We start from the raw sequence: 22,065 nt of genomic DNA, 5'->3' as shown, positions 1-22,065 counted from the left end.
GCTAGATATCAATTGCTCGGCCGGTAATCGTAAGTCGCACCAGCTTGCGTCTGTCGTCCCCCGTTCGACGGTCCGATCCAGACCGCATATCTGGCACAGTAATTGAGCGGCCTTTCACTTGACGGCGATCAATACCGCTACGCCGATCGCACTCACGCCGATCGGAAGCAACACTGCTCCACCTTACCTCGTCTTTGTCCTTAACTTCACCCATTCGCATTTGCTCAGAAAATTAATACCGGTTCAACCAAGCTTACATCATTCAATTAGAGTAAGCATAATACACATTATAGTATGGCTCATAGTAAATGGTGAACTACTTCTCAAAATAATACTTCGGTACAGGAAATGTATCTCAAACTTACGAGAAGTTGCCGATATAAAACTAAACTGCCATTTAACCGTTACCAATGGTTGAATGGGTTTTCTCAGTCCCGCAGTCGGCTTATGGATTGACTTGCAGCAGCTAACATTAAAGCTTAAGAGCATGAGAGTGTAACCAATGGCGATTATTCAGCCTCGTAATCCACGCAACTCGGCCTATGTGGTCGAAGAAAATCATCGACTCAAATCGCTTCTGCAATCCTTGGTAGACAGAGCTCAGCAAAATGAAACGATTCAAAAAAAGTTTCAACAGATGGAACTACATTTATTACATACTTCTTCATTACCACAACTGCTAGACAAATTAACGCTCGACTTTAAACAAAAGTTAAACATCAATGCGATAAACCTCCAACTTTTTGACCCTTACGGCAGCATTCAAGAGTTAATACGAGAAATTTATCCCGACTCCACTCAGGAACATATTACTTACGTTGATCAGTCCGTCGAGATTGATCAGCTTTACGAACACGGCTACAAAACTCAATTACGACAAAAAAATTTATTCCTATCGAAACAAATATTTTCATCGTCTCAAACAATCAACTCGTTTGCGCTGCTTCCTTTGGTCCGTAATGGAGTCCTAATAGGAAGTTATCATTTAGGCAGTATAGAGTTGGAACGATTTTCTCCTGAGATGTCTACCGACTTTTATCAACATTTCGCTCAAGTGACTGCTATTTGTATTGAAAATGCGATTAACACCGATCGTCTTAAACACTTGAGCTTGATCGACCCTCTCACCAAAACTAAAAACCGCCGTAGTTTGTACCAAGCATTAAAAAAGGAAGTCGCTCGTGCCGAGCGAGAGTCGCAGCCTTTGTCGTGCTTGTTTATTGATCTCGATCACTTTAAACAAATCAACGACCGGTTTGGGCATACAGTGGGCGATAAAGCCTTAAAACTTGTTGCGAAAGTTATCTCTCCCAATTTACGCGCAACAGACTTATTGGCTCGATTTGGCGGTGAAGAATTTATGGTCATTTTGCCTAATTGTGATGCAATCGTTGCAAATAACATTGCTGAAAGAATCCGTATAATGGTTGAAAATCAAAATTTGATCAGTAATCAAGGCGAGCACTTTAAATTGACCTGCTCAATTGGTGGAACAAGCTGGCAGCCCACTCTCAATACTGACGATCGTGATCAAATTATCGATAAATTAATTGGCACAGCTGACAATGCTGTTTATGAAGCCAAGTCCAATGGTCGCAACCGCTGTTGCTGGCAAGCACTAAAGTAAATGAGAAACGATAAATGATTTAAGATCTTTTATGGCAGGACTTCCTTTCCAAAATTGTCCCGAATAATCTCGTCGAAAAAAATAATTATCTCTCAATTGTCGAAACCCTTGTGCACCACTCGTTGAATAAGCCTGAAGCAATAAATGCCAGTCCTTCTCGATATCATAGCTGAGGCTAAAAGCATCGATAACAGATGTAGCATCACTCATATCAACCGTTAAGGGAGATGGTAGCAACTGCACCTTGGATATGCGAGCGGGCTGATTCATCCATTGGTTCAGTTTTTGGTAAATCTGATAACTTGCATTGCATTTTCCTTCCAGACTGTATCCAGCAATATGAGAACTTCCCAGAAAAGCGTGCTTCATTACTTCCGTGTTGATCTCCGGCTCATTCGTCCACACGTCTAAAATGGCAGAGCCGCCTTTGGTTTGCCACTGCAATAACGACGGTAACTCAATTAGGTCACCACGCGCTGTATTTATTAACAATCCCTGGTTTGTGAAACGATCAAAAAATGCCGCATCAATCATTTGCCAGGTTAAATCCCGCCCATGACGAGTAAGCGGAGTATGTAAAGTGATAACATTGCAGCGCTCAGCGAGATTATAAAGTGACTCAGCACTTGGCCGTTCACCTGAACGTTTTTTTGGTGGGTCGCATATCAAAACCTGAACGCCAAGGTATTGAAGAAGCCGCTCAAGACGTCCTCCAATTTCCCCTACACCGACGATACCCACAACAATATCCGAAAATATCTTTTGTCTATCCTTTAACCAAGTCGATAAAGCGCTCATTACGTATTGCACAACCGCTAAAGCGTTGCAGCCAGGCGCTGAAGTGACTTGAATTTCTTGCGCTTGCAACCATCCCATATCCAGATGTTCGATACCGATTGTAGCCGATGCAACATTGCAAACTGATGTGCCCCGCAACAACTCTGAACCCACTTTAGTAACCGAGCGTACAATTAAGGTGTCTGCTTCCAGCAGCTCGTTTTTCGTGATTTGCTCTGAAGGCAGGGCCTTAACTTCAGCCAAAGAAGTAAACAGTGGATCGATAAATGGTATGGCACTATCAACAACAATTCGGTGCATTTTTATCGCCTACACGAGCATCAAAGGGAAAATTTAAAGGTTTCACTGGGCAATAGCCTCTGTATTTGGATAAAATAACGAAAATATTAAACCGAGCTTGAGCAGCATAACAGCAATGACCGATAAACTGGCAAACCACTATAAAGAAATATTAACCAACCTAGGCGAAGATGTAACACGAGATGGTTTAAAAGATACGCCTATGCGAGCCGCTAAAGCCATGCAGTTTTTAACACGTGGCTATCACCAAAGCCTGGAAGAAGTGGTCAACAACGCTATTTTTGAAAGCGATAACGATGAAATGGTCATCGTTAAAGACATCGAGCTTTATTCACTATGCGAGCATCACCTGTTACCTTTTATCGGGAAATGCCACGTCGCTTATATTCCTACCGGCAAAGTGATTGGCCTGTCAAAAATTGCACGTATTGTTGATGTATTCGCCCGTCGTTTGCAAATTCAGGAAAATCTCACCAAGCAAATCGCTGATGCTGTTATTTCTGTGACCAATGCAGCTGGTGTTGCAGTCACCATTGAAGCCAAACACATGTGCATGATGATGCGTGGTGTGGAAAAGCAAAATTCAGTAATGACGACGTCGGTCATGTTAGGCCAATTCCGAAAATCACAAGCCACTCGCACTGAATACTTGCAATTGATCCGCGGTCATTAGTATTCCTTTCCGACCACAATGAACAGGGCATTGCTTTTCAACGCACAAATTGAGTGGCGTGATGGTGTGCCCTACTCGAAACAGTTTAATGATATTTACTTTTCTCGCCAAGATGGACTCGAAGAAACGCGTTACACTTTTATTGACGGCAACCACCTGTTAGAACGATGGCAGCAAAAGGCGTTTAAAAACTTCACTATTTGTGAGCTGGGCTTTGGTACCGGACTCAACTTTCTTTCGACACTTTTTCATTGGCAAAATTTTGGACCTGAAAATGCCTGGTTGCATTACCATACTATTGAAAAATTTCCATTAACGCTCGAGGATTTTATTAAAGCGAAATCCAGTTGGCCACAGTTCGAATATTTGGGTAACGAGTTGATCGAGCATTATCCATTACCTCTCAGTGGTCAATGGCAAATTCGGTTTCCACAGCAACGGGTGATATTGACCTTATATTGGATGGATATTAGCGAAGGACTGAGACAATGGTGCTCCCATAAAATAAAAAGCGATGCCTGGTATCTAGATGGATTTGCACCTGCAAAAAATCCAGAACTTTGGCAGTCGAAAGGATTTGCACTAGTCAGTAATTGCTCAAATCCCAATGCAACACTAGCAACATTTACCGCCGCAGGGTTTGTGCGTCGCGGCTTGCAAGAGCACGGCTGGCAAATGCAAAAACGAAAAGGATTTGGGCATAAGCGCGAAATGCTAACGGGGTGTTTAACCGAAACCAAGCTTACAAAAGCCACTGAAGAGACTCCGCCTTGGTTTCGTACGAAAAAAAAGGATTCACCACCTCGAAAAGTGGCCATAATTGGTGCCGGTATTGCCGGAACTTCTACGGCGCGATATCTGGCTGAAGCAGGATTAGACGTTACCGTATTTGAACAACAAGCCGCAGCAGGACAGGAAGCCAGTGGCAACAGCGCTGGAATTTTTTACCCTTTTTTGTCGGCTGATGTTAATCCGACGACTCAATTTTTTTTTCATGCCTATCATCGATTATTGCACGATTTAAAACGCTTTAATTTGCAAGATTGCTTTCGACAAATCGGCGTATTACAACTCAATGAAAATCCTTCGCAACTCAAAAAGCTGATTGCACCATTTCGACATAATAATGAGTTTAAACGTTGGATCAGGTGGGCAAGTCAGACCCAAGTATCGGAAATCATGTCTGAACTGTCACACCGAGAAGGCGTTTTATTCCCTAGCTCTGGCGTTTTAAGACCCGATATGATCTGCGAACAATTGTTACAACATACTGGTATTCAACGTCAATTCAACTCAAGAGTGGAACGAATCAATTATTCCGAACGACAATGGCAGGTGACTATTAATGGCAGTGATCAAACTTTTGACGCACTGGTAGTATGCAACAGTCATCAGGCCAAAAACCTATTACCCGAAACGTTTTTACCAGCCATTAAAGTACGTGGACAAACCGCCATACTCGATAAGCAATCGAACCTTTTGTCGCAGCCGAAAACGGTTATTTGCGAAAATGTCTATTTGATCCCACAAACTGATGGTTCGCTTTATCTTGGGGCGACCTTCGATCATCAAGATGAAAACCCGAAACTCAGCCAAAACAGTCAGCAAGAACTGCTTGAAAAACTCTCACAAATGACGGGAAAAATATTTAAGTCAGACACTTTAGATGGTCGTGTCGGGTTTCGGTATTGTTCAGTAGACAGGCTTCCTATGGTAGGACCTTTGCCTCAACAGGAAAACTTTATAATTGACTATGAAAATTTATGGCAAGGTAAAGCTTATAAGCATTACCCGAGTGCTAAAAACTGGCCCAATTTATACCTTAATATTGCACACGGTGCGCGAGGAATGACCAGCAGTTTTATTTCGGCTTCATTAATATGTGAATATATAACCGAAGTACCTTTCTCACTGCCGGAAAACTTGCGACAGCAATTGCACCCTGCTCGTTTTTTAATTCGCGAATTAAAAAAGCCGATAAATAAGCGATTGCCTTATTTTCATAATAATTAACGGAAATATGATTTTTTCATATTCACCTTTGTTTATTACGCCAAGCCGAAAAAGAACCGTAAAGCAAGTCTTGGGGCAGTTTATTAAGCAAGAACGGCAAAAGTTTAAAAATCTTCATAAAGCCAATTTAGCCCTTTGGCCAATCCAATAAGAAACGTAGAGTAATGATCGGTGCCCTCCACGATCTCATCCATTATAGACATCCCTTTATAATTTCGAGATCGCAACTGTGTCAAGAATCGCAGGTGCCCATCAACCCTATTATCATTTTTATGCACCAACATCGATAAATATCGGATAATGATTTCCTAGAATAGCGGCGGGATTTGACTCATAATGATTAAGTTGCAGCAAATTTTCAGACCCATAATCATTTCTTCTGACTAACAAATTCATAAATGATAACCCTAATATCACAGCGCCTAACTCAATAGAGAATGATGAGCACAGTGAAAGCATTTATTTGAAAATAGCAGTGTTGCAGCCATTACAAATAATAGAAAACCTACTAAAGTAAAGGCGACCGTATACTTCATGGTTTAAATTGAGACTGCAATAAATTCTATGATGAGGTTGGGTGAACTTGGCTCACTTGACAATAACCAGTTGAGCCCGATGCATATACTGTAACTTCTTTGTTCATAGTCCATGCGGTTAAAGTCAAAGAAACCATAGCTGTTTTTTCTTGCTTGATTTCCATCCACTTAGTTGTAGTAGTGCAACTTTCAGGTACTTCATCTGCTTCTATACGAATTAAGATGCCAGTATTTATGCTTGTAATGTTGGTTATCTTACCCTTAACCGTTTGAGGGCCTACTATTGCAGATACTTTTAACGACAAAATTAAAGACAGAGTTGCAAGAAGATATTTGATGTAATTCATAACTACTATATTTACCTAAATTAAAAATCAATTTTTTATAACATTCATGAAATGAGGATCCTAAAATCCGCACAGCCTATTATCTCAAGTCGCTAATTTTTCCATAGATTTAAATAAATACACACAGTTAAGATTACCATTCTCCATATAATGAAGTAGGGAGAAGCGGGCCGAGTTTCGGCAAAGCACAATTATACAACATCTACCCTTCAACTTATTTTAAAAAAACAAAGAGTTACATATATGAAAGGTTTGAGTCGAAAAGTACAAACTACGCTAGTCACTTGCTTAACCTAGTAAATGAGTTAGCTCACAGAAAAGTAGTTTTTCGAACACTTTACACCAGCGGTTGGATGGCACAAGTAACTGTTTCTGGGTGAAAGATGGTGATTGATTAGACTTCGTAAAAGCCAATATTTTAGAACTGAAGTGACTTTATAAATAAAAGAAATAAAAAAGGCAGCCTAAGCTGCCTTTCTTATGAGATCGAAATCTCTTCCGTATCTATTCCGTTACCAAATCCGTTTAGTTCCTACGCTGTCCCTATAGTTTATCCAGATTCATCAAGCGCTGTTCGTCCGTGCCAGTTCTCCCTGTTGGTTGTCATTCGTTTGACATCCTCCTTATGAACATTAATCGCCTCCTGGCTCATTCCATTTCCTGTCCACAAGAATAATGTTAATACATCGGCCAAATATCACAAGCCAAATGTCGCGGTATTTTTCAGTGTGCAAACTGATAATCAGTTCTCCTTTTTCATTTTTATCCATATAAATCAATAAGATAGACATATAGAATTTTTGAGGTTATGCTGAGCTGAGCGTAATTCGCGTATATATCTCACAACTTTGTAAGATATATCTTACAAAGCATTGGGACAAACTCTCAATTAAGAGTCTCCTTCAGGATCTCGAATGCAAAAAAAGCCCAAAGTATTATTACTTTCAGCTTACGATACGCCCAGCCACAAATATTGGCGTGAAGGTCTAATCGATAAGCTGGTAGAGTTTGATTGGACCTGTTTAACCTTGCCCGCACGCTACTTCGCTTGGCGAGTTCGTGGCAATAGCTTGAGCTGGGGGCTGGGCGATTACCCGGAGCTTGAGCTGAAGTACGATCTTATTATAGCGACCTCGATGGTCGATATTACGGCCCTTAGAGGCTTTCGCCCAACCTTGGCCCAAGTGCCTTTGCTGATTTATTTTCACGAAAACCAGTTCGACTACCCGCCATCGGAGTTTCAACAAGCGGATGTCCATATTCCATTACTATCCGTATACAGCGCAACCTGTGCAGACAAAGTGGTGTTTAACTCTGAGTACAATCGCGATACTTTTTTGACCGGAGCGAAACAACTGTTAAGGAAAATGCCCGATCATGTCCCACAAAACATCATTGAAATGATGAGTCAAAAAAGCGACGTTTTACCTGTTGCTTTGAACTTTGAAAGTGCCAGCTCGTTAAGTCTGGCACCCGGTACACCACTCAAAATACTTTGGAATCATCGTTGGGAGTACGATAAAAATCCACAGGTATTTTTTGAGTCGATGCAACGACTCAAAGAGCGTTATGTCCCCTTTGATTTATACGTAGTCGGCCAACAATTTCGCAACGCTCCAGCTGTTTTTAAAAAGGCCCAAAAAGATTTTGCCGAGCACATTGTTGCCTGGGGTTTTCAGCAGCGATCCGACTACCTAAAAATTTTGGCCGACTGCAACCTAGTCGTGTCGACCAGTCAACATGACTTCCAAGGTTTGGCGTTACAGGAAGCCATAGCAGTGGGGTGTATTCCTGTCGCTCCCAATCGAGTGGCTTACCCAGAATATATTCCAGAAGCTTTACGCTATGATTGCGAGATGGAAAATGAAGCCCTGCAAGTTGCCGAAAAAATCACCGAAATTTATCAAAAAGGCTTTCCATCGGTTGAGAATCCCATCGCAAATTATTTATGGCGCAATCAACGAAATAACTATCTGAAAACGTTAAACTCACTGACTTCTCTGTCTGAAACGGTTGCCAATTGAAAGCGCAAAGGTTAGATTGCCAGTTACTTTTCTTTTACATGAATTTTATATGTATCGCACTCATATATTGCTTTTAGCATTTTGTTCCGGATTTTCCATTATGACGGTAGAGCTTTTGGGTGGTCGCATTATGGCACCCTACTTTGGTGGCAGCATTTACGTTTGGGGTAGCATAATTACTATTTTTATGTTGGCGCTTTCGGTAGGTTATCTGTTTGGTGGAAAGCTATCCATTCGAAGTCCAGACAATCAAAAGTACGGTATTTTATTTATTTTGGCGGGCTTACTTCTATTACCTATGATTTTTGCCGGCGAAAATATCATGGCCTGGATATTTGAGCGTGTCGAAGATCCTCGCTACGGTTCTTTGCTAGGCGCTTCAGGACTGTTTCTTATGCCAACAATTGCAATGGGAATGATTGCTCCCTATTCGGTTCGGTTGTTAGTGGAGTCAACTGAACACAGTGGACAAACCGCTGGCTTTCTCTATTTTGTTTCAACCATTGGTAGCGCACTCGGTACCATAATGACCTCATTCTATTTTGTTCTCTGGTTTGAAATAAACACGATACTTTGGGTTATTTTTATAACCTTTATATCTTGCGGTTTGAGTGCTCTATTGCGTCATCATATTTTGGAACCTGCGCATGCCTAATCAATTTTTAAAGCCTTTATTACTCTTTATTTTCGCAGGTACTTTGGTCAATCTCGAAACACGCGAACTTATTCATACCGAGCGCTCTTTATACCGAAATATCAGCGTTATTAAGGAGAAAGGTTTGCAATGCCTGATATTCGAAACACGAAAAGATGCACCACCCTACCAAACCTGTATGGACCTAAACGATAAGAAACGATTGGTTTTTTCCTACACCAAGCTAGTGCTAGCTGGGCTGCTTTATAAACCGAATGCCAACAATATTTTGGTGATTGGGTTAGGAGGTGGTACTTTGCCCATGACATTATCGGAACTGTTACCAGATGCCAAAATAACCTCCGTTGAAATTGATCCTGCGGTAATTAAAATTGCTCATAAATACTTTGATTATCAAGAAAGTCGAAATCGTGTTTCCGTTACTCAAGATGGCCGCCTGTTTGTAAAACGAGCCGCACTAAAAAAACAAAAGTTTGACTGGATCATTCTTGATGCTTTTAACGGCGATTACATACCCGAGCACTTAATGACTCTGGAATTTCTTCAAGAAGTGAAAAGTATTTTAAGTGACGATGGAATAGTTACGGCCAACACATTCAGTGAAAGCAAGCTTTACGCGTACGAATCGGCCACCTATCATCAGGTCTTTGGTGACTTTTACAATGTAAAAAAACGCAGCAGTGGCAATCGAATTGTACTGGCAACCAATAACAAGCCGTTACAATCGTTAGATAACCTTAAGCAACATTCAAAACAATTACGAGCCGCGCTAAAACCCTACGGTGTTGATAGTCGTTGGCTACTGAATCACTTTCATACTGAAAAAGACTGGGATCCAGAGGCGCAAATTCTCACAGACCAATACGCGCCAGTTAACCTGTTGAAGCAGATGCAATAAGTCTAAAGTACGAGGTGCGAGGTGCGAGGTGCGAGGTGCGAGGTGCGAAAACTTTAACGTTATCAATATTCACGAATTAACATTTATCGGTTAATAACGCTTTTTGCTCCTCGAACCCCTGCTCCCCGCTCCAATTTTTTACTGTAACGCTTGATTAATATCCTGCATCAAATCTTCGGCATCTTCGATACCAACCGATAATCGTACCAAGCTGTCGGAAATTCCCAGTTGCTTGCGAATATCTTTTGGAACAGACGCGTGCGTCATAATCGCTGGATGGTTCACTAAACTTTCCACTCCACCTAAGCTTTCCGCTAAGGCAAAAATGTTCAACTTTTCCATAAACTGACGTGCTTTCGATAAACCACCTTTCACCACAACAGAAATCATGCCGCCAAATCCCTCCATTTGTTTCGCCGCAAGCGTATGCTGTGGATGCGAATCGAGCCCGGGGTAATACACACGCTCAATTTGCGGGTGTGCTTGCAACCAATTAGCAATCCTTAAACCACTTTCGTTGTGTCGTTGCATACGCAGCGCTAATGTTTTAACACCGCGCAAAGCCAAATAACTATCAAAAGGTCCGGCAACGGCACCGGCTGAGTTTTGCAAAAATGCCATTTGTTCCGCCAAGTCGTTATCTTCACCGACCACGGCAATTCCGCCGACCATATCAGAGTGGCCGTTAATGTATTTGGTTGCCGAATGCATCACGATATCGAATCCGTAAGTAAGCGGTTTTTGATTATAAGGTGTGGCAAATGTATTATCACAAACGGCTATCAGTTTATGCTTTTTAGCAAAAGCAGCGATCTGCTCCAAATCCACTACTTTCAACATTGGGTTGGTTGGTGTTTCCACCCAAATCATTTTGGTATTAGGCTTCAGTGATTTTTCTAAGTTCGATAGCTCGCTTAAATCGACAAATGAAAAATCGAGATTAGCCGAACGCTTTCGCACTTTGTCAAACAAACGAAAAGTACCACCGTAAAGATCATCCATTGCGATGATATGATCGCCTGCATCTAATAACTCGAGAATGGTTGCAGTGGCCGCCATGCCCGAGGCAAATGCAAAACCACGCGTACCACCTTCCAAATCGGCGACACAACGCTCATAGGCAAATCGTGTCGGATTTTGAGTGCGTGAATACTCGAAGCCAGTGTGATCTCCCGGGCTCGATTGCACGTAAGTAGAGGTTTGATAAATGGGCGGCATAACCGCTCCCGTTGTCGGATCTGGAGCCTGGCCCGCATGAATAACCCGAGTATCGAATTTTAAATCATTAGAATTTGTCATTTTACTCAACTCATATGAGAATAAACGGAATCAAAGGTAACTGTTTTGCTTCATCCAATCATCGTTATACATCTTCGATAAATAACGATTTCCTGTATCGCAAGCCAAAGTGACAACATTTTTCGGTTCTTTTTGTTGCTGACAGTATTTCAGTGCCGCGGCCAACAATGTTCCAGAAGATGAGCCCGCCATAATGCCTTCTTTCAACAACAGTTGGCGAGCGGCATTTAATGCTTCTTTGTCACTCACGGTAAACGCAGCATCGACCAACGACATATCACAAATATCCGGGATAAAATCTTCCCCAATCCCTTCTACAACCCAACTTCCGGCCTCTATCATTTCTCCAGTTTTATGATAATGCGTTAAAACGGAACCTTCCGGATCAGCAAGTACCATATCGATTGCGGGATTTTTCTCTTTAAGAAAACGGCCAACTCCCGTTAATGTACCACCGGATCCGACACCACAAACAAAAGCATCCACTTTGCCTTGCAGGTCATTCCAAATTTCCGGTGCCGTTGTTTGGTAATGGGCTTTCCAATTGGCTTCGTTAGCAAATTGATTCACATAAAAGCCTTGTTCTTCTTTAGCAACGCGTTCTGCCACTTCCTGATAATATTCGGGGTGCCCTTTCATAACATCGGAACGTGTTCGGATCACTTCCGCTCCCATCGCACGCAAGTTGTACTCCTTTTCCATACTCATTTTATCGGGCATAACAATTAACAGGCGATAACCTTTTTGCGCCGCGACCAAAGCCAATCCCAAACCTGTATTACCTGCGGTCGCTTCTACTAAAGTATCACCCGGTTTTATGGCACCTTGGCGCTCGGCCTCATTGATCATACTTAGGGCAATTCGATCTTTAATGGAGTTACCGGGGTTGGCTGACTCCATTTTAATAAACAGCTGGCAAGGCCCTGTGTCTAGACGATTTACTTTCACTAAAGCCGTATTGCCGATCATTTCTAATACGTTTTGATAGAGGGTCATAGTCAATTCTGATAATGTGATAAAAAACGATAACAATTTAACATATCGAGCAAACAAACTCATTCTTCTAGTCGAGTCGAAAGGCATTTTCGACTAAAATTACCTGCTCTTGCGTTAGCAAACGATACTTCTAATCGCAAGAACCGTTCAAAAAACATTCAGCTCGCAAAAAACGGAATGCATCGTCATGAGAAATCTATTACTACTGAGTAGCTCAAGGGAAGGTAACACCGGTTACCTTGAACACGCACACAGTCACATCGAACAGTTTTTAAACAAAGCAAAAGTAACATCACCCGTGTCAGCCGTTTTTATTCCTTTTGCCGGTGTTTCAATTAGCTACGACGATTACGAATCAATGGTACAAAAAGCCCTGTCGCCATTGAACGTTGAGCTACAGTCCATTCATAAATTTGACAACCCTCAACAAGCCATAAAAAAAGCGTCTGCGATTATTGTCGGTGGCGGAAATACCTTCCACTTATTGCATCAGCTGTTCCAATTTGATCTGATCGGTCCAATTCGCGAAAAAGTCATGCATGGAACGCCTTACATCGGTTGGAGTGCAGGTTCCAATATTGCAGCGCCGAGTATCATGACAACCAACGATATGCCGATTATACAACCACCTTCGTTTCACGCTCTGCATTTAGTTCCATTCCAGATCAATCCACACTATTTGGACCAACATCCACCCGGATTTAATGGCGAAACACGCGAGCAACGTCTTGCAGAATTTATGCGCGTTAACCCAGATGCGACAACCGTCGGTTTGCCCGAAGGTACTGCCATTCAATTGGTAAACGATGAAGTTTCTTTATTGGGTAAAGAAAAGGTGTATCTGTTTGAAAATGAGAAAAAGACGGAGCTAAATGACACGCAACGCTTAACGCAATTAATAGCACAAGAGTAAGCGTTTTCGTTTTAGAGCTCGGCTACGAGCTCTAACCACTCACTGTTGGGTAATTCAGATAACGTTAATGGAGACTTTATTTGCAGTGCATTCAACAAGCTCTTCACATCCTTGCGAAACTCATCCACCTGTAATTCATTAAACAAATCTTCACGTAGTTGACGAGAACGAAACATCACCGCAATAACCACTCGAGTCGCCCTCATAATCTGAGCTCTGTCCGCTAATGATGTTGGTTGGCTACTTTTTATTTCAGCCAAAACCGTGTTGCGATCGTCCATTAACTGAAAATAAATGGCTTCTTCTTGATCCGACTTAACTTTACCAAACCGAGCAAGTTGTCGATTAATGTATTCAAGCGCCATACGAGATCGATAAAATTGTGCCAGCCGATCACTTCGATACCATTGTGAGCTCTGTACTCGAAGAGTCTCATTTAACAACTCGTGAGCAATTCCAGGAAGTTGACTTAACGCAACCTCTGAATAAACGTCGGTATTGAGTCCTGCCAGTGTATCTGCAGAGAAGTGTAAACTGTCACCGTCGACCAGCTCTAACCAACGCATGTCGATTTGATAATCAATCACCCAGCGTCGATTCTGTTTGGCCATCACCAACACCATAAAAATGTCTGCGTACACTTCACCTAAATAACCACCGAATGCTTCAAAGCAATGGCCGACTTCGTGCCACAGAACCATTTGTTGATACAGTTCCGGTTGTTGATGATAAGGATGGTAGTTATATTGGGTGATTTGATTAAACAGGCCGCCTCTCGTGACGTGCTCATAAAAACTCGAGCCCACTGACACAATGCAAGGTAACTGAAGATCATCGGGCTGTTTTAAGCTAAACCCTGTGTCACTGACTTGTAATAGACCAGCCTCATATCGCTTCCACCATTCGTCCAATTGACGTGATTGAGGAAGTAACAAATTATGCAACAAGTCCTCTCTCTGCTTCCAATCAATCGTATTCAACTCAGAAAGTAAGACAATCGGCCGATTAAACATGAGTGAAAATAAATGAGACTCTTTCGATACCCGGCTGGAATCGATTAAATACCGAGATAATGGGCTTTCTCCCACCAACGGAATACAGCAGAAAAAGAGCAGTGCCCCTATTACTTTTACCAATGCAAATGACTCTTACACGACACGCATGATTTAAGCATAGCGAGAACAGAGACGTTGCCAACGCCATGTTATCGTTTCAAACAGTCAAAAATCGTTGAAGCGTTTTATTTCTTTTAAATTTCAATAAGTTAATGCTTTAACGGCATTAACGATGTCGCATAATTGTCATAAATTATTCATAGACTCAACGCCCATGCGTCACATTGGGCGTTGTTTTTAATAGAAAGCTTTAGGCTGGTGATGTCATGCGGAGTAATATTTTATCCATTTTTTCTTTCAGCGTTCCTGCGGTAAAAGGCTTTACGATATAACCGTTCACGCCGGCTTGCGCCGCTTCAACAATTTGATCTTTGCGAGACTCGGCGGTCACCATTAATACTGGCAGCTGACCAAATCCCGTCGATTTGCGAATTTCTTTGAGAAGCTCGATACCGGTCATAACCGGCATATTCCAATCGGTAATCACAAAATCGATGTTACCTCCGTTGAGCATACTTAATGCCTGTTTACCATCTTCCGCTTCCACAACATTGTCATACCCAATATCACGTAGAAGGTTTTTGATAATACGGCGCATAGTGGAAAAATCATCGACAACTAAAATTTTCATGAATTCCCCTGTAAAGGTTACAAATTGTTCTGCTTATTCAAGTTGGTTGGGAGGTGCTGAACCGAGAATATTTTAACGGCTTTTGCCTGGAGTACAAGTTAAAACAGCTCGCAATTTATCGCGCGTTCACGGATGCGTACGCTTCGGCTTTCTGCTAAAGTAGGGCCCTCGTTAAAGCAGTAACAAATCCATGAAAAAATCCTCTCGCGATAACATCTATCAAAACCAACAAGCCGTTGCCCCTTTCCGATTTGATGAAAAGGTTGCCGCAGTATTTCCGGATATGATCCAACGCTCAGTGCCAGGTTACGGTGCCATCATTGACGGTATACAACAACTGGCTAGACGATATGTGAACGAAAATTCCGCTTGTTACGATTTAGGGTGTAGCCTTGGAGCAGCCGCTCTTGCTATGAGCCAGGGAATTGAATCCAATGGATGTAAAGTTATCGCTATTGATAATTCCGAAGCCATGGTGCAACGTGCTCGTCTGTTCGTCGATGCCTACCATCATCAAACACCAATCGAAGTGGTTCAAGGCGAATTGCAGCAGCTTTCCATTGATAACGCCGCTATGGTGGTGTTGAACTTTACTTTACAGTTTATTCCCTTAAAGGAACGGCAAACAATCATCAATAGCATTTACAACGGAATGCACAGCGGTGGAGTGTTGGTGCTATCTGAAAAAATTCAGTTTACCGACCTCCCATTTAATGAACTGATGATCGATATGCATCACGATTTTAAACGCGCTAATGGATACAGTGAGTTAGAAATTAGCCAGAAACGTAACGCGTTGGAGAATGTGTTAATTCCCGAAACGCTCGATGATCACTTCCAACGCCTTCAAAAAGCCGGGTTCCAACATTTTGGAGTTTGGCATCAACAGTTTAACTTTTGCTCTTTGCTCGCTATCAAATGATAAATCTGGATTCTTTATTTAACGACCTGAACAATACAAGACTGCATTTCTGGGTGGATGTACTAAAAGAAGGATTGGAGCGCAGGTTCCAAGACTATACTCATGGTGAATTAAACGAATGGCTCGAGCTTTTGAGCCGCTTGCCTAATCTCACAGCATCCCATTTAGAGCTGAAAGACAAAGTCGCTATTGGCCATGTTACAGATTGCGATAATGAAACTCGTGAACAGCTCAAACAAGAGTTAATGACACTACACCCCTGGCGTAAAGGCCCTTTTGAACTGTTCGGAATCGACATTAACACTGAATGGCGTTCCGACTGGAAGTGGGATCGCTTACAGCCTCATATTGCACCTTTAAAAAACCGACTCGTGCTCGATGTCGGCTGCGGCAACGCCTATCATTGTTGGCGCATGCTGGGAGAAGGTGCCGACTTGGTACTCGGCATAGACCCTTCGCAAAAGTTTCTGATGCAGTTTCAAATAATGAAACACTATGCTGGTAACTTGCCCATACACCTTTTGCCAGTTGGTATTGAATACATGCCAGAGTCACTGGGTAAACAAGGCTTTGACACCGTATTTTCAATGGGTGTTTTGTATCACCGTCGTTCCCCCATCGAGCATATTCAACATTTAAAAAACCTCTTACGTCCCGGTGGGCAACTGGTATTGGAAACCTTGGTTGTCGATGGCGATAAGGAAACGGTCTTTTTGCCTTCGGGTCGCTACGCTCAAATGCGCAACGTGTGGTTTTTACCCTCGGCAAAAGCACTTGAACATTGGCTCACTCGTTGTGGGTTAAAAAATGCACGTACGGTCGATATCAACCAAACCTCTCTCGAAGAGCAAAGAGCAACCGAGTGGATGACCTTTCACTCGTTAAAAGATTACCTGGATCCAAACAACACTCACAAAACAATAGAAGGCCATCCCGCACCCAAACGAGCCATTGTCATCGCCGAGGTATAAGGCTTGACATCCCCAGACATTGAACCCTGGTTAGTCTTTATTGATGACGCATTTTTAATCGTCAATAAACCACCAGGGTTGCCTTCCGTCCCCGGGAATAATCCTTACTACCCGCATAATCTCCTACAGCTGCTTAACCATCAAGTGCCGCCAGTTTACTTGGTACACCGATTGGACATTAACACTTCAGGGCTCATGATTTTTGCACGTACTAAACAAGCTCAACGCGACTTAAGTATTCAGTTCCAAAATCGCCAGGTATCCAAATTTTACCTAGCATGGTGTGAAGGTTTAACTCAGGCAGATTGTGGCGAAATTTCACTTCCTATCATTTCTGACTGGCAACGGCGCCCTCTGCAAAAGCTTTGCTTTCATTGCGGCAAATCTTCGATCACAGTTTTTAAAACGCTAAAAAAACAAGGCAGCTACAGCTTAATCGAATTTCAACCAATTACCGGACGTTCCCATCAATTACGTCTGCACGCTGCCTTAATTGGACACCCGATTATTGGCTGCAAGCTTTACGGAAATGGAAGTGACTCATCACGATTGCAACTGCATGCCTGGCGACTCATTATTCAGCACCCAACAACACTAAAAACACTCGACTTTACCTGCTTACCAGAATTTGCCACACTGACCGATACCCATAGATTGACTTAAGTTTCTTTATGAACTGGGAAGAAATTTTTATTTCCGTCGAACAATTAAAACAGCTTCAACAGTCGTCGAATGTGGCTGTTTTTGATTGTCGATTTTCATTGGCGGTAAACAACCAGCCCGCTCGCGGCAAGGAGTTTTATGAGCAATCCCATATTCCTGGTGCCGACTATCTTGACTTGGAAGCCGATTTGTCGGCGCCCATTTCCACTTCCAGTGGGCGTCACCCACTACCGAGCGAAGAACAATGCCAACAATTGATTGAACGCTTCAAACTAACCCCAGACACACCTATCGTTTGCTACGACGATGGCAAGCTGGCCTTTGCTGCTCGCGCCTGGTTTTTGTTTCACCGAATGGGATTACACCGAGTGCGCATTCTTTATGGCGGGTTTCAACACTGGCAACAACAAGAATCACAAACGTTATCCGATCAAACACCTTACTCCTTTTCTGCGGTTGATTTACCAATCCAAGTTCTTACCTTAGAGCAGGCACTGTCGTCACAATTTCAATTGGTCGATGCTCGGGAAGCACACCGTTTTCGTGGTGAGCAAGAACCGATAGATCAAATAGCAGGTTGTATTCCCACTGCCACCAATCAAGTTTGGTTGGACTGTTTTGATGCGAATCAATGCTTTAACACCACCCACTGGCACCTTCAACGTTGGAAAAAAGCAGCATCCAATAAGCCTTTGGTGCATTACTGCGGCTCAGGAGTGACAGCTTTGGTAAATATCATTTCAGCCCTCATTGGCCAGGGCGAGCCACAGTATTTCTACGCTGGCGGTTGGAGTGAATATATTAACAGTGATGTATTTGCTGCTAACCGTAAGCGGACGAAGAACTAACCTTTAAAATCATTGACTTATGAGATAGGTCACTTTTGCGTAATATACGAATTCGTGAACCAGGTCATTATACCCACTTGAAATTTAGGGTATATTGCTGATAATTGTATATTCAATGTCCATTCATTATGCGCTTTACCTGCCATCAAGGTAGCAATGACACTGAATTCCCGATGACCCGAGACCATTTATGCATTTAAAAACACAACAGATCTCTGTGTCCAATTTAGAAGTTGGAATGTATGTGTCTCGTTTGGATGTTCCTTGGGTTAAAACACCTTTTCCCATCCAAGGCTTCTACATTACCAAGCAGGATGAAATCAACCTGCTCTCGCAGTACTGCCAACATGTGTACATCGATTCGATCTTAAGTAAAATGGATAATGCGGCGATCAAACATGCCAAACTTCCTACATCAGGCAAAGATCCAATCGATCCGAAAACACGTCGCTTGATGAACGAAAAAGCACGCATGAAATCACGTGTTGAAAGTTATCAAGTGACCACCCCCATTAAGAAAGAACTGAAAACCGCAGAAAAAATTTACAGTAATGTCACTTCGACCATTTCCGCCGCTATGGCGCAAATTGAAAATGGCGAGCCCATCCAAATCAATCAAGTAGAAAAAAGCATTCGCAAAATGGTCGACAGCGTAATTCGCAATCCAGATGCTTTGGTTTGGATGTGTCGGATCCGCCAAGAGAATGCTTATTTATTTGAAAGCTCCATCCGTGCATCAGTTTGGGGAATCGTTTTCGCTCGTCACCTAGGGTTGTCCCGCAAAGATTTAAACGATGTTGGTGCTGCATTAATATTATCAGCTATTGGAAAATCCAAATTACCACGCGAGCTTCATATAGGCGAGTTGGAAGAGAACGAACAGGAAGCCTACAAACAACATATCGAGAAAACGCTCGAAGAGCTCGAGTATATGGGTGCGGTGAACGGTCAAATTAAATTTATTATCAGCAATTTTTGTGAGCGTAATAATGGAAGCGGTTATCCGCGAGGGTTAATTGGTAATCGAATTCCGTTCCTGGCTCGCATTGCTGGCCTCTCCGATTATTACGAGCAACTCATTAACCCTCGCCCTGGAATAGAAGCGCTAACACCTGTCGAGGCCGTAGCCAATTTATACCATAATCGGGGTGTATTATTTCAACGTGAAATGGTGGAAGCCTTTATCCAGGCGATTGGTATCTACCCAACGGGCTCTTTAGTGGAGCTGTCGGATCATTCCATTGGAATTGTGCTAGAGCAAAAAGAAAAAGCTCGACTTCGACCAAAAGTTGCTTTGGTTCGAAATACATACGGCATAGATTTAGAGCAGTCGAAAATTATCGACTTATCTGAAAACACTACCGATGACAACGGTGCGCCTCTGGAAGTCCTTCAAAGCTTACCTTCCTCAGCAATTGATGTGGATACCGACATTTTGACCGATAAGCTTTTTGGTTTTAAGTGGTTCGGTATGGCCTCTTAACTCTTCCCCAAACACCGTAATTGATACAACGCTTGTCCGCTCTGATGGTATTTTTTTTCAAACAGAGTGAGATACACTTCCGGTACGAAAGATTCAACCAAGTCACACTGAAAGCCACTTAATTTCCAGGCAATTGCAAACTCATCCAAATAAACGTTCCAATTACTTCGCACGTGTGTTTCCTTTGCCAAATGAGGCAATGTCGAAAAAACGGGATGACCATGCCATCGCCTTTTTAAATGGTCCGGTTTTGGCCAGGGGTTAGGGTAAAGAATGAAGTGGTGATCAAAATAAATGTTATGGTTATGTAATAAGCGCCAGAGATCTTCGCAGTTTGCTCGAACCAAAATCAAGTTAGATAAATCGCTTGCGCTTTTGTTGAGCCGTACTTCCGATTGATCCACTCCTATCACTAGATGTTCAGGAAAACGCTGCGCCAAGATTTGACTGCTCATTGCAGTGCCACAGCAACTATCGAGAATCAGAGGCGCTCGACTGTCGCCAAGTGTTGAGACTAACTGGTCAAAAGCCTTTAAATTATGTTCTTGAATGGGTTTTTGATACTCTGAAAATAAGTGTTTTTTCACAACATGCTCTAACCGAGAATGAACACCGCTCTGCTGTGATGTAACAATTTTAGAGTTATTTTTCATTAAACGAACAAATGCCTTGTTAAAGAATCAATCATTGTCATTAATAGAGTTATGAATAGTTTACCTCATTATAAGAGCTTAATGTCAAAACCAAAGGTATGGGTTATCGCCAAGCAGAACAAAACTGCAAGTTGTAAGACCTGATGAAGACATTAAGCATTTTCCATTTATCTTTTATGAAACACCCTACTTTCCTGTTGATTTCAATACATTGAACTCAGCGTCTCACCTCACAAAGTTAGCCTACTAGGTACACAAACACGCCCATCAAAAAATAATTAATCCGGTTGCTCCATTTAAACGATTTGTACGTATTAAGAAATTAGGTATCCATAAATAATTGATTTGGAGTGCACAACCATTGATCAGCTGGCGATATTATGACTAATATTATTGCTTTTAAAGCCGCAAATAAGAGAAACGGATTGAAAACGCCTTCTATGAATGAGCAACCATGCAGTGATGCTCGGCGCTGGGTCGACTGTTTAGTGCGCGTTGCAAAAACACAAGATCAAACGGCTTTTTATGAACTTTTCAATCAGTTTGGCCCCAAAGTAAAGAGCTTCTTCTTGAAAGATCGACTTTCGGACGAAGTCAGTGAAGAACTTATGCAGGAAACCTTTATTAAAGTTTGGCGCAGTGCTAACTCTTTTGAAGCCAATAAAGGCAGTGTCTCTACTTGGATTTACACAATCGCAAAAAACAAAAAATTGGACTATTTTCGAAAATCCAAACGCGAGATTCAAGCAGTAGAGCCAATCGAAGAGAATATCGCTTCAACCGAAGGAATTCAGTACCCTTCACAACTGTTCAGCGAAGTTGCCGCCTTATTACCTCAACTCCCTAAAGACCAGCTGGAGGTGATTAAATCCGTGTACTTTGAAGAGTTGAGTCACCAGAAAGCTGCTGATGCTCTCAACATAACGCTAGGAACCGTAAAAGGCCGGCTAAGAAGTGCGATGCAAAACCTCAATAAGCTTTTGGGAGGTGCTCAATGAAGCCTTCACATCATCACCCAGATGCAGAACTCCTATTGAATTACGCTTCCGGGCGCATTTCAGGACTTCAAAACCTAATGATTAAGCTTCACAGTCGAGCCTGTGAAAATTGCGCGAGTGCAATCGCAGAATTTGAAGCGCTGGGAGGTGACAGTTTAAATGCACTACCTGACGCAAAACTCGCCGAAAACTCTTTTTTAAACTTAATGCAAGCCATTGAAAAAAGTCACTCAAAAACGCCTCTAGCTATCACCACAGAGGGCAGTTTAAAAGATTATGAAGCAATCATAACTCAGATTTTCAACAAAGGTGATGCCGATAGCCTGAACTGGCATTGGCGGACAAAACGGTTTGCAGAAATTCCATTAGCCATAAATGAAAGCAACTATGAAGCAAAGCTCATTTACTTTAAAAAAGGAATGAAAGTTCCGAAACACACACATCGAGACAAAGAGATTACTCTAGTGCTTAAAGGTGCTTTTTCGGATGATTCCGGCCTATACCAAAGGGGTGACTATGTGTGTCGAACCTCGGCCCATGAACACGCTCCTAAAGCCGAAAGTGACTGTATTTGTCTGGCAATCACGACTCAACCTTTAAAGTTTACGGGGACTTTTGGACCACTTTTAAATTGGTACTTAAACTAAAACGAATATCATTTATAACCGAGAGGTAAGCCGATGAAAATTTGCTTGAAGATTT

Annotated in this window: 22 protein-coding genes; 14 read left to right on the top strand and 8 right to left on the bottom strand. The window is 42.3% G+C overall.

Features of this window, described 5'->3' with window-relative positions:
- Position 1 precedes the first annotated feature (1 nt).
- Positions 2–214, bottom strand: coding sequence for a hypothetical protein (locus ACTUJY_RS11440; RefSeq protein WP_463616223.1), 213 nt, complete (start codon positions 212–214; stop codon positions 2–4).
- 288 nt (positions 215–502) lie between these two features.
- Between ACTUJY_RS11440 and ACTUJY_RS11435 the strand changes: the two genes are divergently transcribed.
- The gene (locus tag ACTUJY_RS11435; protein ID WP_463616222.1) at positions 503–1,627 is read left to right on the top strand and encodes a DUF484 family protein; all 1,125 of its coding nucleotides are present in this window, start codon (positions 503–505) and stop codon (positions 1,625–1,627) included.
- Here ACTUJY_RS11435 and ACTUJY_RS11430 read toward each other — a convergent pair.
- Complete coding sequence (locus ACTUJY_RS11430) at positions 1,619–2,725, bottom strand: 4-phosphoerythronate dehydrogenase (RefSeq protein WP_463616221.1); 1,107 nt, start codon at positions 2,723–2,725, stop codon at positions 1,619–1,621. The two genes, ACTUJY_RS11435 and ACTUJY_RS11430, sit on opposite strands and share 9 nt — an antisense overlap.
- A 115-nt stretch (positions 2,726–2,840) precedes the next feature.
- On the opposite strand from ACTUJY_RS11430, the gene folE reads away from it, so the two are divergent.
- Together folE and mnmC are read left to right on the top strand one after the other, a co-directional pair.
- The gene (folE, locus tag ACTUJY_RS11425) at positions 2,841–3,398 is read left to right on the top strand and encodes a GTP cyclohydrolase I FolE (RefSeq protein ID WP_463616220.1); all 558 of its coding nucleotides are present in this window, start codon (positions 2,841–2,843) and stop codon (positions 3,396–3,398) included.
- An 18-nt stretch (positions 3,399–3,416) separates the two neighbouring features.
- Positions 3,417–5,411 carry a bifunctional tRNA (5-methylaminomethyl-2-thiouridine)(34)-methyltransferase MnmC2/FAD-dependent 5-carboxymethylaminomethyl-2-thiouridine(34) oxidoreductase MnmC1 gene (mnmC, locus tag ACTUJY_RS11420; protein WP_463616219.1) on the top strand — a complete coding sequence of 665 codons (1,995 nt, stop codon included), beginning with the start codon at positions 3,417–3,419 and terminating at the stop codon, positions 5,409–5,411.
- Positions 5,412–5,973: 562 nt separating this feature from the next.
- Here the strand turns inward: mnmC and ACTUJY_RS11415 are convergent.
- A complete protein-coding gene (locus tag ACTUJY_RS11415) occupies positions 5,974–6,294 on the bottom strand; it encodes a hypothetical protein (protein WP_463616218.1) in 321 nt (106 codons plus the stop codon).
- A 914-nt stretch (positions 6,295–7,208) separates the two neighbouring features.
- Between ACTUJY_RS11415 and ACTUJY_RS11410 the strand changes: the two genes are divergently transcribed.
- The 3 genes from ACTUJY_RS11410 to ACTUJY_RS11400 all read left to right on the top strand — a co-directional run bounded on the left by ACTUJY_RS11410 (position 7,209) and on the right by ACTUJY_RS11400 (position 9,871).
- Positions 7,209–8,318: a tRNA-queuosine alpha-mannosyltransferase domain-containing protein gene (locus ACTUJY_RS11410; protein WP_463616217.1), complete on the top strand. Its 1,110-nt coding sequence runs from the start codon at positions 7,209–7,211 to the stop codon at positions 8,316–8,318.
- Positions 8,319–8,418: 100 nt separating this feature from the next.
- Positions 8,419–8,973: a fused MFS/spermidine synthase gene (locus ACTUJY_RS11405; RefSeq protein ID WP_463616216.1), complete on the top strand. Its 555-nt coding sequence runs from the start codon at positions 8,419–8,421 to the stop codon at positions 8,971–8,973.
- Positions 8,966–9,871, top strand: a complete 906-nt coding sequence (locus ACTUJY_RS11400; protein ID WP_463616215.1) for a spermidine synthase — start codon at positions 8,966–8,968, stop codon at positions 9,869–9,871. Before ACTUJY_RS11405 ends, ACTUJY_RS11400 begins: the two co-directional genes overlap by 8 nt.
- A 138-nt stretch (positions 9,872–10,009) precedes the next feature.
- Here the strand turns inward: ACTUJY_RS11400 and ACTUJY_RS11395 are convergent, their stop codons facing one another.
- Together ACTUJY_RS11395 and ACTUJY_RS11390 are read right to left on the bottom strand one after the other, a co-directional pair.
- The gene (locus ACTUJY_RS11395) at positions 10,010–11,170 is read right to left on the bottom strand and encodes a cystathionine gamma-synthase (RefSeq protein ID WP_463616214.1); all 1,161 of its coding nucleotides are present in this window, start codon (positions 11,168–11,170) and stop codon (positions 10,010–10,012) included.
- A gap of 30 nt (positions 11,171–11,200) precedes the next feature.
- A complete protein-coding gene (locus tag ACTUJY_RS11390) occupies positions 11,201–12,166 on the bottom strand; it encodes a cysteine synthase A (RefSeq protein ID WP_463616213.1) in 966 nt (321 codons plus the stop codon).
- Positions 12,167–12,353: 187 nt separating this feature from the next.
- Here ACTUJY_RS11390 and pepE point away from each other — a divergent pair, with 187 nt between their 5' ends.
- Positions 12,354–13,079, top strand: a complete 726-nt coding sequence (gene pepE, locus ACTUJY_RS11385) for a dipeptidase PepE (RefSeq protein WP_463616212.1) — start codon at positions 12,354–12,356, stop codon at positions 13,077–13,079.
- Between the two features lie 11 nt (positions 13,080–13,090).
- On the opposite strand, the gene ACTUJY_RS11380 is transcribed toward pepE, so the two are convergent.
- Together ACTUJY_RS11380 and ACTUJY_RS11375 are read right to left on the bottom strand one after the other, a co-directional pair.
- A complete protein-coding gene (locus tag ACTUJY_RS11380; protein ID WP_463616211.1) occupies positions 13,091–14,215 on the bottom strand; it encodes a hypothetical protein in 1,125 nt (374 codons plus the stop codon).
- Between the two features lie 229 nt (positions 14,216–14,444).
- Positions 14,445–14,825, bottom strand: coding sequence for a chemotaxis response regulator CheY (locus ACTUJY_RS11375; RefSeq protein WP_463616210.1), 381 nt, complete (start codon positions 14,823–14,825; stop codon positions 14,445–14,447).
- A 190-nt stretch (positions 14,826–15,015) separates the two neighbouring features.
- Here ACTUJY_RS11375 and cmoA point away from each other — a divergent pair, with 190 nt between their 5' ends.
- The 5 genes from cmoA (at position 15,016) to ACTUJY_RS11350 (ending at position 19,712) form a co-directional block, all read left to right on the top strand.
- Positions 15,016–15,747: a carboxy-S-adenosyl-L-methionine synthase CmoA gene (cmoA, locus tag ACTUJY_RS11370; RefSeq protein WP_463616209.1), complete on the top strand. Its 732-nt coding sequence runs from the start codon at positions 15,016–15,018 to the stop codon at positions 15,745–15,747.
- The gene (gene cmoB / locus ACTUJY_RS11365; protein WP_463616208.1) at positions 15,744–16,718 is read left to right on the top strand and encodes a tRNA 5-methoxyuridine(34)/uridine 5-oxyacetic acid(34) synthase CmoB; all 975 of its coding nucleotides are present in this window, start codon (positions 15,744–15,746) and stop codon (positions 16,716–16,718) included. Before cmoA ends, cmoB begins: the two co-directional genes overlap by 4 nt.
- 3 nt (positions 16,719–16,721) lie before the next feature.
- Positions 16,722–17,381 (top strand): RluA family pseudouridine synthase, encoded by a 660-nt coding sequence (locus ACTUJY_RS11360; protein WP_463616207.1) that lies wholly within the window; start codon positions 16,722–16,724, stop codon positions 17,379–17,381.
- Positions 17,382–17,389: 8 nt separating this feature from the next.
- Complete coding sequence (locus tag ACTUJY_RS11355) at positions 17,390–18,229, top strand: sulfurtransferase (protein WP_463616206.1); 840 nt, start codon at positions 17,390–17,392, stop codon at positions 18,227–18,229.
- Positions 18,230–18,419: 190 nt separating this feature from the next.
- Positions 18,420–19,712, top strand: a complete 1,293-nt coding sequence (locus ACTUJY_RS11350; RefSeq protein ID WP_463616205.1) for an HD-GYP domain-containing protein — start codon at positions 18,420–18,422, stop codon at positions 19,710–19,712.
- Here the strand turns inward: ACTUJY_RS11350 and trmB are convergent.
- Positions 19,709–20,299, bottom strand: a complete 591-nt coding sequence (gene trmB, locus ACTUJY_RS11345) for a tRNA (guanine(46)-N(7))-methyltransferase TrmB (RefSeq protein ID WP_463616204.1) — start codon at positions 20,297–20,299, stop codon at positions 19,709–19,711. The genes ACTUJY_RS11350 and trmB overlap by 4 nt on opposite strands.
- Before the next feature lie 446 nt (positions 20,300–20,745).
- Here trmB and ACTUJY_RS11340 point away from each other — a divergent pair, with 446 nt between their 5' ends.
- Both ACTUJY_RS11340 and ACTUJY_RS11335 read left to right on the top strand, forming a co-directional pair.
- Positions 20,746–21,363, top strand: a complete 618-nt coding sequence (locus tag ACTUJY_RS11340) for an RNA polymerase sigma factor (protein ID WP_463616203.1) — start codon at positions 20,746–20,748, stop codon at positions 21,361–21,363.
- Entirely contained in the window at positions 21,360–22,010 is a 651-nt protein-coding gene (locus ACTUJY_RS11335) for a ChrR family anti-sigma-E factor (RefSeq protein ID WP_463616202.1), read from the top strand. Before ACTUJY_RS11340 ends, ACTUJY_RS11335 begins: the two co-directional genes overlap by 4 nt.
- The last annotated feature ends 55 nt before the right edge of the window (positions 22,011–22,065 follow it).

Source organism: Pleionea sp. WD8-19 (assembly GCF_055326765.1).
Note: the sequence above shows the minus strand (reverse complement) of the source record. Positions and strands in the feature narration are given on the sequence as shown.

Coding starts and splice junctions, on each gene's coding strand:
- ACTUJY_RS11435 (WP_463616222.1), top strand. CDS start 503: ATGGCGATTATTCAGCCTCGTAATCCACGCAACTCGGCCTATGTGGTC.
- ACTUJY_RS11335 (WP_463616202.1), top strand. CDS start 21,360: ATGAAGCCTTCACATCATCACCCAGATGCAGAACTCCTATTGAATTAC.
- ACTUJY_RS11355 (WP_463616206.1), top strand. CDS start 17,390: ATGAACTGGGAAGAAATTTTTATTTCCGTCGAACAATTAAAACAGCTT.
- ACTUJY_RS11430 (WP_463616221.1), bottom strand. CDS start 2,725: ATGCACCGAATTGTTGTTGATAGTGCCATACCATTTATCGATCCACTG.
- folE (WP_463616220.1), top strand. CDS start 2,841: ATGACCGATAAACTGGCAAACCACTATAAAGAAATATTAACCAACCTA.
- cmoB (WP_463616208.1), top strand. CDS start 15,744: ATGATAAATCTGGATTCTTTATTTAACGACCTGAACAATACAAGACTG.
- cmoA (WP_463616209.1), top strand. CDS start 15,016: ATGAAAAAATCCTCTCGCGATAACATCTATCAAAACCAACAAGCCGTT.
- ACTUJY_RS11340 (WP_463616203.1), top strand. CDS start 20,746: ATGACTAATATTATTGCTTTTAAAGCCGCAAATAAGAGAAACGGATTG.
- ACTUJY_RS11410 (WP_463616217.1), top strand. CDS start 7,209: ATGCAAAAAAAGCCCAAAGTATTATTACTTTCAGCTTACGATACGCCC.
- ACTUJY_RS11375 (WP_463616210.1), bottom strand. CDS start 14,825: ATGAAAATTTTAGTTGTCGATGATTTTTCCACTATGCGCCGTATTATC.
- mnmC (WP_463616219.1), top strand. CDS start 3,417: ATGAACAGGGCATTGCTTTTCAACGCACAAATTGAGTGGCGTGATGGT.
- ACTUJY_RS11415 (WP_463616218.1), bottom strand. CDS start 6,294: ATGAATTACATCAAATATCTTCTTGCAACTCTGTCTTTAATTTTGTCG.
- ACTUJY_RS11350 (WP_463616205.1), top strand. CDS start 18,420: ATGCATTTAAAAACACAACAGATCTCTGTGTCCAATTTAGAAGTTGGA.
- ACTUJY_RS11395 (WP_463616214.1), bottom strand. CDS start 11,170: ATGACAAATTCTAATGATTTAAAATTCGATACTCGGGTTATTCATGCG.
- ACTUJY_RS11440 (WP_463616223.1), bottom strand. CDS start 214: ATGGGTGAAGTTAAGGACAAAGACGAGGTAAGGTGGAGCAGTGTTGCT.
- ACTUJY_RS11390 (WP_463616213.1), bottom strand. CDS start 12,166: ATGACCCTCTATCAAAACGTATTAGAAATGATCGGCAATACGGCTTTA.
- ACTUJY_RS11405 (WP_463616216.1), top strand. CDS start 8,419: ATGACGGTAGAGCTTTTGGGTGGTCGCATTATGGCACCCTACTTTGGT.
- ACTUJY_RS11400 (WP_463616215.1), top strand. CDS start 8,966: ATGCCTAATCAATTTTTAAAGCCTTTATTACTCTTTATTTTCGCAGGT.
- pepE (WP_463616212.1), top strand. CDS start 12,354: ATGAGAAATCTATTACTACTGAGTAGCTCAAGGGAAGGTAACACCGGT.